The sequence below is a fragment of the Magnetospirillum sp. ME-1 genome (assembly GCF_002105535.1).
Lineage (GTDB): Bacteria > Pseudomonadota > Alphaproteobacteria > Rhodospirillales > Magnetospirillaceae > Phaeospirillum.
The window spans coordinates 1,366,292-1,382,734 of the sequence record NZ_CP015848.1; the positions used below are offsets into that span (position 1 = coordinate 1,366,292).

Below are 16,443 nucleotides of genomic sequence, written 5' to 3' on the forward strand. Positions count from 1 at the left end.
CGATCGGGGACCGGGGCGGAAGCCCCGTTTGCGCCCGATTAGAACTCCTTCTGCACCTTGGCCCGCAATTCCGCCGAGCGGGGGCTTTGGGTGTCCAGCGTGCCGTCGCTGCTGCCCATGCGGATGGATTCGGCCACCGCGCCCAGGCATTGCTCGTTTCGGAGCTCGTACTGGTCCAGTTGCCAGCTGGCGTTGCGGTTTTCGCTCATCAGCATGGCCGCCTCGGTCTGCAACTGGGTCGCCTCGGCCAGCAGGCGGGCGGCGTTGGAGGCGGACTTGGCCGAAGGGGTCGAAGCCCCCGCCGCCGCCATCTGGGCCGAGGCCGCGGTGCGGTCGTCGCCCTTCAGCCAGATATGGGCCCAGGCCTTCCAGGGGGCGCCGGCCTCGATGTCCAGGGCGTAGAGGACGGAATAGGCCACCGCCTGGGTGACGGTCAGATCCTCGGTGCTCATGACTCGGCTCCTCCCGCCGCCGGGGCCTCGGAGGCGGCGCGGCGTTTGACGGTCTTGGGATCGACGGTGATGGGGCGGTAGATCTCGATGCGCGCCCCTTCCTCGACCACGGTGTCCAGGGTTGTGGCCTTGCCGAAGATGCCGACCTTCTGGGTTTCCAGGTCGATTTCGGGGAACTGGTGCAGGATGCCCGATTTCTCGATGGCGGCCCGCACCGTGGTTCCTTCCGGCACGTCGATGGACAGCCAGGACTGACGCGACGGCAGGGCGTAGACGACTCCGACTTTCATGATTCTTCTGCCCTTTCCGTTACACGCTGTGGGCGCCGGCCATCTTGATCTCCTTGCCCGAGGCAAGGTCGATCATGCGCTTGGCCACCACCATCAGTCCGGCGATCAGGAAGCCGCCCGGCGGCAGGATCAGCACCAGGATGCCCCAATCGGCGGGCATGATGCGCATCTCCAGCACCTTGGCCCAGGGGCCGAGCAGCAGGGCGGCGTCGGCGAACAGGGTGCCCTGGCCGATGGCTTCGCGCACCAGGCCGATGGCGGTCAGCGCGAAGGTGAAGCCCAGGCCCATGAACAACCCGTCAAGGAACGAGGGCAGCACCGGCTCCTTGGCGGCGAAGGCCTCGAGCCGGGCCAGCGGCAGGCAGTTGGACACGATCAGCGGAATGAACAGGCCCAGCACCTTGTACAACTCGTGCATCCAGGCGTTCATGGCCAGGTCCACGAAGGTGACGTTGGCCGCCACGATCAGGATGTAGACCGGGATGCGCACCTCGTGGGTGACGTAGTTGCGGAACATGGCGACCATCAGGTTCGACGCCGCCATCACCACCGCGGTGGCGATGCCCATGCCGAAGCCGTTGGTGCCGGTGCCGGTCATGGCCATGGTCGGGCACATGCCGAGCAGCATGCACAGCACGCCGTTGTTTTCCCACAATCCGTCCTTGACGATCCGTCCGTAGCTGGCAGACATCACTTCTTCTCCATCATGCGAGACGAATTGGCGGCGAAGAACTCAAGCCCCTGGCGGATGCCGCCCACCACGGCGCGCGGCGTGATGGTGGCGCCCGAGAACTGGTCGAACTGGCCGCCGTCCTTCTTGACCTTCCACTTCTCCACCGGCGGATTGCCCAGCGACAACCCGCTGAAGCGGGTGATCCAGTCGGTCTTGGCGGCTTCGATCTTGTCGCCCAGGCCGGGGGTTTCCTTGTGGGAGATGACGCGCACGCCCAGCAGCTTGCCGTCGGGCGCGATGCCCATCATCAGCTTGATGGGGCCGCCATAGCCGCCCGAGGCGTTGTATTCATAGGCGATGGCGACGACCTTGCCGTCCTTGGTGGCGCGGTAGACCTCGGTCTCGGCCGCGCCGCCGTGGCCGCCGGCGGCGGGGTTGGCGATCTTGACCGTATCGGTCACCGGATTGTTGTCGTGGATGGCGCGCGGAATCACTTGCCCCAGCGAGTTCATCTTGTCTTCCAGGGCGCGCTCCTTGATGGGCGCCTTGGTGATGTCGTCGGTGAGCGCGAGCGCCACGCCGAATCCGGCGCAGAAGACGCCCAGGATGGTGGCGTGGACCCAGGTGGGCCGGATGGCGTGGCTCATTTGTCCCCCCTGACCGGCAGAGGCTCGCCCTTGCGGGTGCGCCCGAAGACGCGCGGCCGGAAATGTTGATCGAGAATGGGCGTCAGCGCGTTCATCAGCAGCACGGCGAAGGCCACGCCCTCGGGATAGCCGGCATAGGTGCGGATGATCCAGGTGAGCAGCCCGATTCCGATGCCGAAGGCGATCTGCGCCGACTTGGACACCGGCGAGGTGACGTAGTCGGTGGCGATGAAGAAGGCGCCCAGGAACGACGCGCCCGACAGCAGGTGGACCATGCCGCCGGCATGGCGCGCAGGATCAAGGGCGTTGAAGACGGCGCCCATCAGGAACAGGGTGCCCAGCATGGACACCGGAATGTGCCACGAGATGATCTTGCGCCACATGAGGAACAGGCCGCCCAGAAGGATCAGCGGCACCGCCGTCTCGCCCATGGAGCCGGGATGGAAGCCGATCATCATCTCGCCGATGGTGGGAAGCGAGTCCAGCGACTGGACGACCGGGACGCCCTTGGACAGTTCGGTCTTGATGTGGCCCAGGGGCGAGGCGGTGCTGATGCCGTCCAGGGTGAAGCCGCGCCCGAAGGTGATGGTCAGCGCCTCGGAGAAGGACGGCGAGCCCGGGGTGAACAGCGGCTTGGGCGCGACGAACGAGGTCATCTGCAGCGGGAAGGAGACCAGCACCACCACGCGGCCGACCATGGCCGGGTTGAAGACGTTCTGGCCCAGGCCGCCGAAGGCGTGCTTGGCCAGGCAGACGGCGAAGACCGAGGCCACCACGGCCACCCACCAGGGCGCCCACGGCGGCAGCGACAGGGCCAGCAGCCAGCCGGTGATGGCCACCGACCCGTCGCCCAGCGCCCGGTCGGCATTGCCGCCGCTGATGCGCACGCACAACGCCTCGCAGGCCAGGCAGGCCAGCATGGTGACGATGAACAGGAAGATGGCGGGAAGGCCGAACAGCCACAGATTGTACAGCGTCGCCGGCACCAGGGCCGCCAGGACCGTGAACATGGTCCGGGAAACGTTGTTGGGGCCGTGGGTAAACGGTCCGCTCTTGTCGATCACGATGCTCATGCTTGGGCCCCGCCTTCGGTGGTGGGTTGCGCCTGGGCGGCAGCGGCGGCAGCCGCTTCGGCGGCCTCCTTGGCGGCCTTGGCCTTGGCGGCGGCTTCCCGCTTGGCCTGGGCCTGGCGTTCGAGACGCGCGTTATGAGCCTCGACCAGCGCCTTGGTCTGCTCGTTCTTGCGCCGCTCGCGGTCCAGCGCCGCGATCTTGCCCTTGGCATAGTTGAAATAGTGGACCAGCGGAATGTGCGACGGGCAGATGTAGGAGCACGACCCGCACGACACGCAATCCTGCACGCCGATCTTGGCGGCCAGGTCCAGCTTGTCGTTCCTGATGTAGCTGGCCATCTCCACCGGCACCAGGCCGCAGGGGCAATAGGTGACGCAGGAGCCGCAGCGGATGCAGGGGCTGGGGGCATGTTCGTTGGTTTCGGCTTGCGTCAGCGCCAGGATACCGGACGTGCCCTTGACCACCGCCACGTCCAGCGACGGCAGGGGCTGGCCCATCATGGGGCCGCCCGAGATGACGCGCTTGGCCGCCTTGGAGACGCCGCCGCAGAAATCCAGCAGCTCCGAAACCTTTGTGCCCAGCGGCACCTCGATGTTCTTCGGCTCGGACACCGCGCCGCCGCTCACCGTGACGACGCGCGACACCAGCGGACGGCCCAGGCGCACCGCCTGATGCACGGCCCGCGCGGTGGCGACGTTGTGCACCACCACGCCGACGTCGGCGGTCAGCTTGCGGGCCGGGGTCTCGCGTCCCGTCACCGCCTGGGTCAGGTGGCGCTCGGCGCCCATGGGATACTGCACCGGGACGCCCACCACCTCGACGTTCGGCTGCTTGGCCGCTTCGTCCTTGAGCGAGGCGATGGCGTGGGGCTTGTTGTCCTCGACGGCGATGATCACCTTGGGGGCACCCAGGGCATGGGCCATGATGCGGGCGCCGTCCACCACCTCTGCCGCGTATTCGCGCATGACGCGGTCGTCGCAGGTGAGGTAGGGCTCGCACTCGGCGCCGTTCAAGAGCAGGATTTCCAGCTTGTGCTGGCCGCCCAGGCCCAGTTTCACCGCCGAGGGGAAGGTGGCGCCGCCCATGCCGACGATGCCGGCTTCGGCGACGCGGGCCTTGATCTCGTTGGCCGAAGCGGCGAAGGGATCATTGATGGGGGCCATGGGCTCGGCCCATTCGTCCTTGCCGTCGGAATCCAGCATGATGGTCAGCGTCGGCAGGCCCGAGGGGTGCGGCGCGGTCATCTCGGTGATGGCGGCGATGCGGCCCGAGGTGGGGGCGTGCACGGCGGCCGAGATGGCGCCTTGGGCCTTGGCCAGCAACTGACCCTTCTTGACCGTGTCGCCGACATTGACCGTGGTGTTGGCCGGCGCGCCCATGTGCTGCTGCAGGGGCAGGTAGAGGGTCTTGGGCACGGGCAGGGCGACGATGGCCTTCTCGCTCGTCAGCTCCTTGCGGTATTCCGGGTGGATGCCGCCCAGGATGGGAAACAGTTTCATCGACCGTCTCTCCTCAATGCGCCGAATGCTCGCCCGGCTTATGCCAGTGCCAGCCTGCGATGGTTTGCGGAATGGGGCGCATCTCGATGGCCTCGGTGGGGCAGATCTTGAAGCACTTGGAACAGGCGTGGCAGGCGTCGGCGATCACCGTGTGCAGCTGCTTGGGCGCGCCGACGATGGCGTCGGAGCCGCACTCGCCGATGCAGCGCAGGCAGCCGATGCACAGATCCTCGTTGATGAAGGCGACGCGGGGGCCGACCTCTTCATGAGCATCGGCGTCGGCATGCACGCCCAGCTTGGCGGCCAGCGCCTCGATGGTGGCCTTGCCGCCCGGGGCGCACAGCGTGATGGGGGTATCGCCCTTGGCGAGCGCGGCGGCGTATTGCGAGCAGCCGACGAAGCCGCACTGGCCGCATTGCGAGCCGGGCAGCAGGGCCTGAAGCTCGTCCTCGATGGGATTGGTGGGCACGGCCAACAGCTTGGCGGCGGTTCCCAGAACCGCGCCCAGCGTCACGCCCATCACCGCCAGACTTCCGACATCCAACAACATGACAGGCAACCTCCTAATTGGTGCTCATACCGGAAAAGCCCATGAAGGCCAGCGCCAGCAGGCTGGCGGTGATGAAGCCGATGGGCGGGCCGGCGAACAGGCGCGGCACGGCGTTCAAGGCGATGCGTTCTCTGAGGCCGGCGAACAGCACCATGACCAGCGAGTAGCCCAGCGACGAGGCCAGGGCGAACACGGTGCTCTCGATGAAGTTCATCTTGCCTTCCACCAGCAGCAGATTGACGCCCAGAACGGCGCAGTTGGTGGTGATCAGCGGCAGGTAGATGCCCAGCATCTGGAACATGGCGGGCGAGACCTTGCGCACCACGGCTTCGGTGAACTGCACGGCCGCCGCGATGACCAGGATGAAGGTCACGGTGCGCAGGTAGCCCAGGTCGTAGGGTTCCAGCAGCGCCTTCTCCACCCCCCAGTCGATCATGGCCGAGACCGTGATGCAGAAGGTGGTGGCGGCGCCCATGCCGATGGCGGTGTCCACCCGGGTGGTGACGCCCATGAAGGAGCACAGGCCCAGGAACCGCATCAGGACGACGTTGCTGACCAGAGCGGCGCTGATGATCAGCAGAAGGTAATGTTCCATCGGGTGCTTCCCCCTTTACCCATGTTCCGTGTGGCATGACCCGTCGACCGGCGCCTCGAAGGCGCGGCGCAGGTAGCGGGGGGTCAGCACCCCCCGTGCCGAAAGATAGCCGGAGATGATCCGGGCCCCGAGCAGACCGACCAGCATTCCGCCGACGGCGCCCATGGCCGCCATGGAATCGCTGTGGCCCATTTCCTGTCCGGCGATGCCGCCCGCCAGCAAGGTGAGCAGCGGCAGGCCGTAGGCCGTGAGCGCCCCCTTGGTGAGCGTATCCTCGCGCACGCCCACCACCACCCGCTCGCCGACCGCAAGGCCGAGATCGCCCGGCAGGGCGAAGCGCTTGGCCAGCTGGCGCGCGGACGGGTCGCCCATCTGCTTGCCGATGCTGCACAGCCCGGCCGAGTGGCAGGTGCCGCAGCCGGCGACCGGCTCGGGCTCGGCCCAGGCCTTGCCGCCGCTGATGGCGACCACGCGGGCGAAGCCTTCGACCATGTCGCGGTCATTGGCGTCGGGGAAAGTGGACAGGGGATCGCTCATCGTTGGATCAGGCCGTCACCGTCGCGACGACGCCCTGGGGCGTGACGAAGAAGGCCTGATGCGCCCCGGCGGCGCGCAGGATGTGCTGGCGGTCGGCTTCGGGCGCCAGGATCAGGGCGGTGGCCAGGCCGTCGGCGATGGTGGCGTTGTCGGCGATCACCGTGACGCCCAGATCGGCGGGTGCGGTCCTGCCGGTCTTGGGGTCGATGATGTGGGTGAACTTGCCGGCCTCGTCGAAGATGGTGCCGTAGCCGCCCGAGGTGGACACGCACTTGTTGACCACGTCCACCGAGGTGACGGCCTTGGAATTGTCCGCCGGGTTGGCGATGCCGATGCGCCAGGCCGAGCCGTCGGGCTTGGCGTCCAGGGCGCGGGGCTCGCCCATGTCCACCAGCATCTGGGTGAAACCGTGGGCCTTGAGCACGTCGGACACCTTATCGGTGATGTAGCCTTGGGCGCGGGCGTTGAGCGTCAGCGCCATGCCGGGCTTGGCCAGCCGGACGCTGCGGCCGGCGGCGTCGATCTCGATGCCCTTCCAGTCCACCAGGGCCAGGGCGGCCGCGATGTCCTTGGCCGCCGGGCCGGCTGCGTCGGGGCTGGCGGCGGTGAAGTGGCTGAAATACAGCTGCCACACCGGCTGGATGGTGGGGTCGAAGGCTCCGCCGCTGATCTCGGCCAGGGACTTGGCGTGGGCGACCAGTTCGATGAATTCGGCCGGCGCGTTGTCCAGCTTGCCGTCGCGGTTCAAGGCCGACAGGGCCGAATCGGCGCGGTAGACGCTGAACATGGCTTCCAGACGGGCCAGCTCGGCTTGGGCGGCGGCCAGGGCCGCCTTGGCCTTGGCCTCGTCGGCGGCGTAGAGCTGGATGGAGGACGGCGCGCCGAGCGTCGTTCCTTCCCAGCGCACCAGGCGGGCCTGGGCGGCATTGGCCTTCATCAGCAGCGGCAGTCCGGCGGCGGCGGCCAGAATGGTGATGGCGCGACGGCGGGTGATACGAACGGTCATCGAGCCTGAGCCCTCCTTCGGGTGAAACTTCCGGGCGCCCAAGGGTCGGCCCTGACTGGGGCCTGATCCCGTGGTCCTGCCGAACTCTCCTAGCAAGACCCGCGCCACAAAAGTATAATTGCTCAAAAAAACGTCACATAGATGGTATGCGAGGACAACGCCCACATCAAGAGTGCGTGTTTTGAAATGCGCATTGCAATACCAATTTTACAAAATGGCGGAAATGAGCCGAATTTTAAGCGATACGGAGCAAAATGCCCGGGTGTAACAGGATCGCTATGGCCTTTGGGCAGCAGAAAAAATTCCGTGCCCTGTGGTCTCGCTCCCTGTGTCGCAAGTGCGACAGAGCGGGGCGATGTCGTACCAAATGTCGCACATGACCTTTGGTATGGGATGTTTTTAGTCTTTTGCGCTTGGCGGCACCGTTAAACGGTGATAAGTAGAAACCCGCAAGGACCTGCGCCCATTGGGCCGGGTCATTTTTTTTGGCGAGACGATCGCCGTCGACGCGCTCTTCGACCCGGGGGGGGTAGGGGAGAGCGGTAAAGGGGGAGGCCCGATTTCAGGCCTCCCCCTTTATCTTTGCGCACCAGCCTTTCCAGGCCGTCCGGAAGAAGTCCTCCACCGCCGCCACATGGGCGGCGGCGTCGCCCACCCCCTGGCGCATGGCCGGGCGCAGGCGGCGGCGCAGATCCGACAGCCGCACGGAATCGGCGGCCAGGGCGACGGCCAGGTCCTCGTAGCCCTCAAGATCCGGGCGGGCCAGTTCCTCCTCCATCCCCATGGCGTCAAGCAGGGCCAGGGTCTGGCGCGAGAAGGGGCGTGGTCCCGGCAGGGTCACCACCGGCACCCCCATCCACAGCGCCTCGCACGAGGTGAAGGCGCCGCAATAGGGGAAGGGGTCGAGGCCGATATCCACGTCGGCGTATTCGGCCAGCAACTGCTCGGGCGGCGAATTGCCGCGCAGTTCCAGCCGCTCGGGCGCGATGCCATGGGCGGCGAAGGCGTCGCGCAGGCGCCCGGCCACCTCCGCATGGGCGAGGTGGGGCCATTTCAGCAGCAGACGCGAGCCCGGCACTCGGGCCAGGATGCGCGACCAGGACTGGATCACCCGGTCGTTCAGCTTGGCGATGTTGTTGAAGCTGCCGAAGGTGACATGGCTCCGCGCCAGCATGGGCGGGGCGGCGGGGGCCGGCGAATCCGGCCCCTGGTAGCACAGGCGCGAGCCGGGCAGGAACGCCACCTTTTCCCGGAACCAGCCTTCCGCCTCGGGCGGAACCGTGGCGCGGTCCATCAGGACGTAATCCATGGCCGCCAGCCCGGTGGTGAAGGGATAGCCCAGCCAGCTCACCTGCACCGGGGCGGGCTTGGCGGCGAACAGGCCCAGCCGGTTGCCCGCCGTATGGCCGTCCAGGTCCATCAGGATGTCGATGCCGTCCTCTCGGATCAGCTGGGCCAGGGCTTCGTCGTCCTGGTCCGCCACATCGCGCCACAGATCGGCGCTGCTTTGTAATTGGCGGGCGATGTCGTCGTCGCCCGGCCGGGTGGCGTAGCAGACGGCGAAAACCTTTGCGCGGTCGTGGCGCTCCAGCACCGGGCGCATCAGCAGGCCCAGGGGATGGCGGCGGAAATCGGCGGAGACGTAGCCGATGCGCAGCACCCGCTCGGGCTCGGGCGGATTGGCGTAGCGCGCCGGAACGGTGGCGCGGCGGCGGTCCATGATCCGCCGGTGGGCCAGCCCGATCTCCTTGCCGCTTTGGTCGGGAAGGTAATGCAGGCAGTTGAGGTGGTTGGAAGCCGCCATGGTCAGGCGGGGATCCATGGTCCAGGCGGCGTGGTAGCAGGCGGCGGCCTCGGTGGCGCGTCCTTCGCCATAAAAGGCGTTGCCCAGGTTGTAATGGGCGGCGGAATGGCTGGGGCGCAGCGCAATGGCGGTGCGAAGGCTGTCCTGGGCCGCCTTCATCCGCCCGGCCTGCTGTTGCAACGCGCCGAGATCGGTGAGCATCCGCCAGTCGCCGGGGGCGAGGCGGGCGGCCGTCTCCATGGCATCGGCGGCTTCGGGCGCCCGGCCCAGCGCATCCAGGCAGCGGGCCAACTGGGCGTGGACCACCGGCAGATGGGGCAGAAGCTCGGCGGCGCGGCGGTAGCAGGGCTCGGCCTCCGCCGCTTGCCCCAGGCGCATTCGGACATTGCCCAGGTTGAACCAGGCCGGAGCGAGGCCGGGGGAAAGGTCGGCGGCGCGGGCGAAATCGGCTTCGGCCTCGTCCAGGCGTCCGAGATCGGAGAAAAGGTCGCCGCGGTTGCACCAGGCTTCGGCCAGATCGGGGGCCAGCTCCAGGGCGCGGCCGTGGAGCGTCAGGGCGTCGTCGGCCTGTCCGCGCTGCTGGGCGATCACGCCGCGGTTGGTCAGGGCCTTGGCCGCCAGGGACGGGGGAGCGACGATCCGCCGATAAAGGGAATCGGCTTCATCCAGGCGGCCCTGGTTGTGTAGCGATTCGGCCTGTCGGAGCGCTTGGGCGGGATCGGAGGTCATTTCCGATTTATCGGGGGCGGCTGCCGCTCCGTCAAGGCTACACCACGCCTTTGGCGCGCAAGGCGGCCAGCGCGTCTTCGTCCAGCCCCAGCACTTCGGCCAGCACCGCATCGGTATGCTCGCCCAGCAGCGGCGGCCCCCGGTCGTAGGCCACTTCGGAGTCCGACAGGCGCAGCGGGCTGGCCACGGTGGGAATGCTTCCGGCCGCGGCGTGGGGAACCTCGCGGCGCAGGCGTCGCGCCTGGGCCTGGGGATCGGCGAACACCTTGTCCATGGTGTTGATGGGGCCCGAGGGAATCTGGCGGCGCTCGAGCGCCGCCAGCAGGGCCGTCGAGGTGTAGCGCCGCGTTTCGGCCTCGATCAGCGGAATCAGCACGTCGCGGTGTTGGACCCTGGCGCGGTTCAGGGTGAAACGCTCGTCCACCGCCCATTCGGGATGGCCCAGCTCGTCGGCCAGCTTGGCGAACTGCCCGTCATTGCCCACCGCGATGATCAGGTGGCCATCGGCGGTGGGGAAGGCCTGATAGGGCACGATGGCGGCGTGGCCGTTGCCCGCCCGGGTCGGGGCGTCGCCGCTGACCAGATAGGTCATGGCCTGGTTGGTCATCATGGACACCTGCACGTCCAGCAGGCCCAGGTCGATATGCTGGCCGCGCCCGGTACGGTGGCGCTGGTTGAGCGCCGCCAGCACGGCGATCACCGCGTGCAGGCCGGTGGACAGGTCGGCGATGGCGATGCCGGCCTTCTGCGGCCCGCCGCCGGGAAGCGTATCCTTTTCCCCCGTCACGCTCATCAGCCCGCCCATGGCCTGGATCATGAAGTCGTAGCCGGCCCTGGGCGCATAGGGCCCGTCCTGGCCGAAGCCGGTGATGGAGCAATAGACCAGCCGGGGATTGAGCTCCTTCAGGGAATCGTAGTCCAGGCCGTACTTCTTCAATCCGCCCAGCTTGTAGTTCTCCACCAGCACGTCGGCCCGGGCGGCCAGCGAACGGACCAGCTCCTGGCCCTCGGGCGTCGCCATGTCGATGGTCACCGAATGCTTGCCCCGGTTGGCCGCCAGGTAATAGGCGGCGTCGCCCTTCTCGCCCGTCTTGGGATGGTTGAGGAAGGGCGGGCCCCAGCCCCTGGTGTCGTCGCCGGAGCCGGGCTTTTCCACCTTGATCACCCGGGCGCCCAAATCGGCCAGCATCTGGGTGCAGAAGGGACCGGCCAGCACGCGCGAAAGGTCGAGGACCAGAATGTCGTCAAGGGCCCGCATCTCGTCATTCCTTATTGTGTCAAACGCGACAGAACGGTCAGCCACAGGGTCAGCACCGCGAAGGCCGCCAGGGTGAACAAGCCGTTCCAGCCCAGCACGATGGTCTTGGACGGCTTGCCCACCAGTTCGCCCAGCAGCATGGCGGACGCGGTCATGGCCGAGGAATTGATGGCCAGGCACCAGCCGCCGATCAGACCCAGCGCCAGGGATTCGGTGGACAGCGGCAGCGACGGCGCGGCGCTGAGCGCCGAGGCGATGATGGTGACGGAAACGATGGGATTGATGCCGATCAGCGCCGGGCCCATCACCGCCAGGATGGCCAGGGCCGGCAGGGCGGCGGGTGGAGCCAACGGCGAGGCGATCAGGGTGCCCAGGGTCTCGGGCGGGATCATGGCCGAGAACAGGGTGCCGATGAAGCCGGCCGAGGACAGGATGGCGATCTCGGTGCGGTAGGCGGGGAAGGTCTGGGCCGCCTGGGTCACCACCCGGCGGCCGGTCTCGGCGCAGCCCTTGGCGATGCCGCCGCCCAAATACTGGCGGGCCAGCCAGCCCAGGCCCACCAGCGGGGTGGAGACCAGCATGGCGCGGCTGAGCGGCACGCCCAGCAGGACCTCGAAGGCGAGCGCCATGACGAAGACCAGCAGCACCAGCCCCGTCACCCCCATCAGGGCGGCCATGTCGCGGGTGGGTTCGGTGGGGGGCAGCAGATGCCGGAGATGGGCGGGGGCCTGGATGCGGTCCTGCACCCAGCCCAGGCCCAGCACCAGGGTGCCGGTCGCCATGCCCAGCGGCAGCATGGAGCTCCAGTGCAGGCTGGGCAGGGCGGTGAGCAGCACCGCCAGCGAGATGGACAGCGGCGAGGCCAGGGGCGTGATGGAAAAGCCGCGCAACAGCGCCAGGATCATGCGGCGCTCGCGGATGTCCCTGATCTGCTCGTTTCCGCCCGCCGCCTCCAGCGAGTTCCTCTGCTTGATCATGATGCCCAGCAGGCTCAGCACCCCGATGTTGAGGATGATGCCGAACAGATAGCCGCCCAGCGTCAGCAGGGCATAACGCCGCCCCGGGGTCTGGTTGACGAAGAAGGTGGAGCAGCGGCTGACCAGGGGCGAGGTGCGCGCCGCTTCCCGCAGGAAGAACTGGTTGGCGAAGAAGGTGGCGAAGAAGGCGCCGGTGTCGAGCGACGAGGCGATGACCCGGCCGGGCTCGGCGGTTCCGGTCACGGCCGCGCCCATGGTCAGGCCCAGCGCCAGGCCGATCATCACCTTGGCGTTGACCGCCATGCGCCGCCATTCCGCCGCCAGGAAGGCCACCAGCAGGACGCGCGCCCCCATGCGAAGCGCTTCGGCCGGCGCGATCACGTCGCCCAGCACGCAGGCGATCATGCCGAGCAGGAGGAGGGCGGACGGGCGCCCGCCGCTCATGACGCGGTCAACCCTTTCAGGCGGCCCAGCGCCGCCCGCGCCTCGTCCTCGAAGCGGCGGACGATGGCGGCCAGGGGCTCGATGCGGTCGGCGAAGGCCACCGACTGGCCCACCGACAGCGCCGCCTTGGTCCAGTCGCCGGTGCGGTAGGCCTCGCGCCCCACCTTGCCGGAAATGTGGGGCATCAGCGCCTCGATGCCGGCCCCCTCCTTCTCCAGGGTCTGTACCGTGGCGGTGGCCTCGTTGCGCAGCACGCGCGCCGTGTTGCGCAAGGACGACAGGATCAGGGTGGTCTCGGTCTCGTCGGCCTCGATCAGGCGGCGCTTGTAATCGGCATGGGCCCAGATCTCCTCGGCCACCAGAAAGCGGGTGCCCACCACCACGCCGTCGGCGCCCAAGCCCAGGGCGGCCACCAGATGGGCGCCGGTGCCGATGCCGCCGCCCACCAGCAGGGGGATCGACAGCTTGGACGCCGCCACGTTGGCCTGAACAAAGGTGCCCACCATGTCCATGCCGGGGTGGCCGCCGCATTCGGCGCCGACCACCGCCACGGCATCGACGCCCTCGGCCTGGGCTTTCAGCGCGTATTTCACCGCCGGCACCTTGTGCACCACCTTGATTCCGGCCGCCTTCAGCGCCGGCAGGTAGGGGGCGGGATTGCGGCCCGAGGTTTCGACGAAGCGCACCCCTTCCTCGACGATCAGGTCGAAGACGGCTTGGGTGCGCTCGCCCTGGACCAGTTTGGGCAGCATGGAGACGTTGACGCCGAACGGCTTGCCCTCCGACAGATCACGGCACTTTCGGATGGCGGATCTGAGATCGCCCAACTCCTCGTAGCTGGCCGCCGTGATGAAGCCGCAGATGCCGGCATGGGCCGCGGCGGCGACGTAATCGGGCGTCGCCAGCCATTGGAGCCCACCGGCCAGCACCGGCAAGTGAATGCCGAACAGTTCGGTGACGCGGGTGTGGAAGAGGGCGGTCATTTCCTTGTCATCCCGAGCGAAGTCGAGGGATCTCCGCCTGGAAGGGCGGTGCCGATGCTGAAAAACCGTGCCAGGACGAGATCCCTCCTCCCGATGGTCGTCGGGATGACAATCACACGATTCACAGCGCCACGCCTTCGGGCGATTCGCTGCCGGTGCGGTAGCGGAAGGTGCCTTCGCCCATGGCGATCAGCTTGCCGTTCTCGTCCAGGATTTCCGACGAGCAGAACACGATGCGGCTGCCGCCCGCCTTCTTGCGGCCGATGGCGCGGATCAGGCCGTGGCGGACCTGGCCGGTGAAGCTGGTGGTCAGCTGCAGGGTGACGCAGCGCCGCACCCGGCCGGGATGGGGACAGTAGGTGGCGGCGAAGCCGCACGAGGTGTCGATCAGGGTGGCGAGAACGCCGCCATGGACCAGTCCGGCGCGGTTGCAGTGCTTACGGTCGACGGTCAGTTCCAGCACGGCGTGATCCTCGGCCCATTCGGCCAGATGGTAGCCCAACAGGTCCTGGAAGCCCGATGCGGGCTCGCCGTCCAGCAGATCAGTGCTCATGAAGGGTGTCCCTGGCGAAGTAAAGGTCGTGGAGGTGGGCAAGATCCACCGAATCGGCGCTTTCCGACAGCACAACCTTGCCGCCCCTGACCAGATAGACGTGGTCGGCGATCTTCAAGGCCTTGTTGGTGTTCTGCTCCACCAGCACGATGGTGCGCCCCTCTTGCCGCAGACGGTCGAGGATGCCCATCACCTCGTCCACCACCACCGGCGCAAGGCCCAGCGACGGCTCGTCCACCAAGATCAGCTTGGGCTCCTCCATCAGGCCGCGCCCCATGGCCAGCATCTGCGCCTCGCCGCCCGACAGGGCGCCGGCCAGCTGGTCGCGGCGCTCAAAGAGGCGGGGGAACATGTCGTAGACCATCTTCAGGTTTTTCGGCGCATTGGCCCGGCACTTCCTGGGAAACGCCCCCATCATCAGGTTGTCGGCCACACTCATGTCGCGGAACACCATGCGGCCTTCGGGGATCATGGCGATACCGTCCGCCACCATGTCCCAGGTGGGCGCGTTGGTGCGGTCCATGCCCTGGTAGAGGATGCGTCCGGCTCCGGTCTTCACCAGTCCCATGATGGCGCGCAAAAGCGTGGTCTTGCCGCCGCCGTTGGGGCCGAGGATGCAGGTGAGCTTGCCTTCCTCGATGGTGAGCGACAGGTCCCACAGCACGTTGATGGAGCCGTAGCCGGCCCGCAAGGCTTCGATTTCAAGCAGCTTCGCCACCGGTATAGCTCCTGATGACTTCGGGGTCGTTGAATACGTGCTCGGGGCTGCCCTCGGCGATCAGTCGGCCGAAATTCAGCACCACCACGCGGGGGCACAGCCGGGTGATGGTCTCGATGTCGTGCTCGATGATCAAGAGGGCGAGGCCATAGCGGCTCCGCACCTCCGACAGGGTGTGCATGAAGGCGCGCTTGCCCGCCGTCTCCAGCCCGGCCAGCACCTCGTCGAGCATCAGCAGCTTCGGGTTGGTGGCCAGCGCCTTGCCCACCTCCAAGGCCTTCTGCTCGGTCAGCGCCAGCGAGGTGGCGGCATCCGAGTCCGCCTTGTGGCCCAGCTTCAGCAGGTCGAGGATTTCCTCGATGCGCTGCTTGTCCACCCGGCCGGTGGCGAAGCGCGATGCCACCATCAGGTTTTCGCGCACCGTCAGCTCGTGCATGGGCTGGGGCACCTGGAAGGCGCGGCCGATACCGGCCCGCGCCCTGGTGTGGATGGGCATGGCCACCAGATCGCGGCCCAGGAAGCGGGCCTTGCCCCGGGTGGGGCGCACCAGCCCCGACACGGCGTTGAACAGGGTGGTCTTGCCCGCCCCGTTGGGGCCGACCAGCCCCAGCACGTCGCCCTCATTCATGGAAAAGCTGACGTCTCCCACGGCGATCAGGCCGCCGAAGGCCACGGTGATGCCGTCAAGCTCAAGCAGCATGGGCGTGGCCCTCCTTAGCGGACAGTTTGGCCGCCAGCATGGGGATCAGGCCGCCGGGGCTGAACAGGATCATGGCGCCCAGCAGCGCGCCCAGCACGATCTGGTGGCCCTGGGGCAGGATGGGCTTGAACACCAGCTGGTCCACCAGATAGACCGCCAGCGCGCCCACCAGCGGGCCGCTCACCGTGCGGTAGCCGCCGAAGATGGCCGAGACGATGGCCAGCGTCGTCCACTGCCCGGCGAAGGCGTAGTCGGGCTCGAGGAAGTTGATGTAATGGGCGTTGAAGGCGCCGACCATGCCGGTGATGAAGGCGGACACCACCAGCATCCAGGCCTTCAGCAGCGTCGAGTTGACGCCGACGACGCGGGTGGCGTCCTCGCTGTCGTGCATGGCTTTGAGCGCCAGGCCGTAGGTGGAGCGGCGGATCAGGTGATAGGCCGCCATGGACGCCACCACGATGGTCAGGATGACGAAATAGCCGCCCAGCTTGGAGCCGAAATCCATCCCCAGCAGGGTGGGCAGGCGGGGAATGGACAGCAATCCCGCCGCGCCGCCGGTGATGGGCTTGGCCTCGGTGGCCAGGATGCGGAATATCTCGGCATAGGCCAGGATGGCCAGGGCGAAATAGGGGCCGCGCAGCCGCAGCGCCGGCATGGTCGCCACCGAGGCGATGGCCGCGCCGATGCCGGCCATCAGCATGGCCGGAAACACCGGCCAGCCTCCTTTCAGCGTCAGCAGGGCTGAGACGTAACCGCCTACCCCGAAGAAGGCGGCGTGGCCGAAGCTCACCATGCCGCCCAGATTGCCCAACAGCGCCCAGGCGATAGCGATGCCGCCGATGGTCAGCGCCGCGACGATCAGGCCGATGACATAGGCGTTGGAGCCCAAGGCCAGCGGCACGGCGATGTAGGCGAGGACCAGGAACAGGCCGATCTTGAGGGTGTTGCCCATGGT

Annotated in this window: 18 protein-coding genes; all 18 read right to left on the bottom strand. The window is 67.7% G+C overall.

All coding sequences use genetic code 11. The features are described from left to right. Positions 1–38: 38 nt before the first annotated feature. The 18 genes from WV31_RS06315 to WV31_RS06400 all read right to left on the bottom strand — a co-directional run bounded on the left by WV31_RS06315 (position 39) and on the right by WV31_RS06400 (position 16,440). The gene (locus tag WV31_RS06315) at positions 39–452 is read right to left on the bottom strand and encodes a hypothetical protein (protein WP_085372761.1); all 414 of its coding nucleotides are present in this window, start codon (positions 450–452) and stop codon (positions 39–41) included. Further along, the gene (locus tag WV31_RS06320) at positions 449–742 is read right to left on the bottom strand and encodes an RnfH family protein (RefSeq protein WP_085372762.1); all 294 of its coding nucleotides are present in this window, start codon (positions 740–742) and stop codon (positions 449–451) included. The genes WV31_RS06315 and WV31_RS06320 overlap by 4 nt, the downstream gene beginning before the upstream one ends. Positions 743–761: 19 nt before the next feature. Continuing rightward, positions 762–1,433, bottom strand: coding sequence for an electron transport complex subunit E (locus WV31_RS06325; RefSeq protein WP_085372763.1), 672 nt, complete (start codon positions 1,431–1,433; stop codon positions 762–764). Next, complete coding sequence (gene rsxG, locus WV31_RS06330; RefSeq protein ID WP_085372764.1) at positions 1,433–2,062, bottom strand: electron transport complex subunit RsxG; 630 nt, start codon at positions 2,060–2,062, stop codon at positions 1,433–1,435. The genes WV31_RS06325 and rsxG overlap by 1 nt, the downstream gene beginning before the upstream one ends. Then, positions 2,059–3,135 carry an RnfABCDGE type electron transport complex subunit D gene (locus tag WV31_RS06335; RefSeq protein ID WP_085372765.1) on the bottom strand — a complete coding sequence of 359 codons (1,077 nt, stop codon included), beginning with the start codon at positions 3,133–3,135 and terminating at the stop codon, positions 2,059–2,061. Before WV31_RS06335 ends, rsxG begins: the two co-directional genes overlap by 4 nt. After that, positions 3,132–4,634: an electron transport complex subunit RsxC gene (gene rsxC, locus WV31_RS06340; RefSeq protein ID WP_085372766.1), complete on the bottom strand. Its 1,503-nt coding sequence runs from the start codon at positions 4,632–4,634 to the stop codon at positions 3,132–3,134. The genes WV31_RS06335 and rsxC overlap by 4 nt, the downstream gene beginning before the upstream one ends. A 13-nt stretch (positions 4,635–4,647) precedes the next feature. Beyond that, positions 4,648–5,184: an RnfABCDGE type electron transport complex subunit B gene (locus WV31_RS06345; RefSeq protein ID WP_085372767.1), complete on the bottom strand. Its 537-nt coding sequence runs from the start codon at positions 5,182–5,184 to the stop codon at positions 4,648–4,650. A gap of 13 nt (positions 5,185–5,197) precedes the next feature. Then, complete coding sequence (rsxA, locus tag WV31_RS06350; RefSeq protein WP_068435125.1) at positions 5,198–5,779, bottom strand: electron transport complex subunit RsxA; 582 nt, start codon at positions 5,777–5,779, stop codon at positions 5,198–5,200. Positions 5,780–5,794: 15 nt separating this feature from the next. Beyond that, on the bottom strand, positions 5,795–6,316 hold the full coding sequence (locus tag WV31_RS06355; RefSeq protein WP_085372768.1) for a SoxR reducing system RseC family protein: 522 nt from the start codon (positions 6,314–6,316) through the stop codon (positions 5,795–5,797). A 7-nt stretch (positions 6,317–6,323) separates the two neighbouring features. Then, entirely contained in the window at positions 6,324–7,322 is a 999-nt protein-coding gene (locus WV31_RS06360; RefSeq protein WP_085372769.1) for an FAD:protein FMN transferase, read from the bottom strand. Positions 7,323–7,884: 562 nt separating this feature from the next. Beyond that, positions 7,885–9,855 carry an O-linked N-acetylglucosamine transferase, SPINDLY family protein gene (locus tag WV31_RS06365; protein WP_085372770.1) on the bottom strand — a complete coding sequence of 657 codons (1,971 nt, stop codon included), beginning with the start codon at positions 9,853–9,855 and terminating at the stop codon, positions 7,885–7,887. A 37-nt stretch (positions 9,856–9,892) separates the two neighbouring features. Further along, the gene (locus WV31_RS06370) at positions 9,893–11,113 is read right to left on the bottom strand and encodes a CaiB/BaiF CoA transferase family protein (RefSeq protein ID WP_168185863.1); all 1,221 of its coding nucleotides are present in this window, start codon (positions 11,111–11,113) and stop codon (positions 9,893–9,895) included. Between the two features lie 11 nt (positions 11,114–11,124). Continuing rightward, positions 11,125–12,534 carry a hypothetical protein gene (locus WV31_RS06375; protein WP_085372771.1) on the bottom strand — a complete coding sequence of 470 codons (1,410 nt, stop codon included), beginning with the start codon at positions 12,532–12,534 and terminating at the stop codon, positions 11,125–11,127. Beyond that, positions 12,531–13,517 (bottom strand): NAD(P)H-dependent flavin oxidoreductase, encoded by a 987-nt coding sequence (locus WV31_RS06380; protein WP_085372772.1) that lies wholly within the window; start codon positions 13,515–13,517, stop codon positions 12,531–12,533. The genes WV31_RS06375 and WV31_RS06380 overlap by 4 nt, the downstream gene beginning before the upstream one ends. A 121-nt stretch (positions 13,518–13,638) precedes the next feature. Then, complete coding sequence (locus WV31_RS06385) at positions 13,639–14,070, bottom strand: PaaI family thioesterase (RefSeq protein WP_085372773.1); 432 nt, start codon at positions 14,068–14,070, stop codon at positions 13,639–13,641. Beyond that, positions 14,060–14,788, bottom strand: coding sequence for an ABC transporter ATP-binding protein (locus WV31_RS06390; RefSeq protein WP_206072590.1), 729 nt, complete (start codon positions 14,786–14,788; stop codon positions 14,060–14,062). Before WV31_RS06390 ends, WV31_RS06385 begins: the two co-directional genes overlap by 11 nt. Beyond that, positions 14,772–15,488, bottom strand: a complete 717-nt coding sequence (locus WV31_RS06395) for an ABC transporter ATP-binding protein (protein ID WP_206072591.1) — start codon at positions 15,486–15,488, stop codon at positions 14,772–14,774. Before WV31_RS06395 ends, WV31_RS06390 begins: the two co-directional genes overlap by 17 nt. Next, positions 15,478–16,440 carry a branched-chain amino acid ABC transporter permease gene (locus WV31_RS06400; protein WP_085372774.1) on the bottom strand — a complete coding sequence of 321 codons (963 nt, stop codon included), beginning with the start codon at positions 16,438–16,440 and terminating at the stop codon, positions 15,478–15,480. Before WV31_RS06400 ends, WV31_RS06395 begins: the two co-directional genes overlap by 11 nt. Positions 16,441–16,443: the final 3 nt, after the last annotated feature.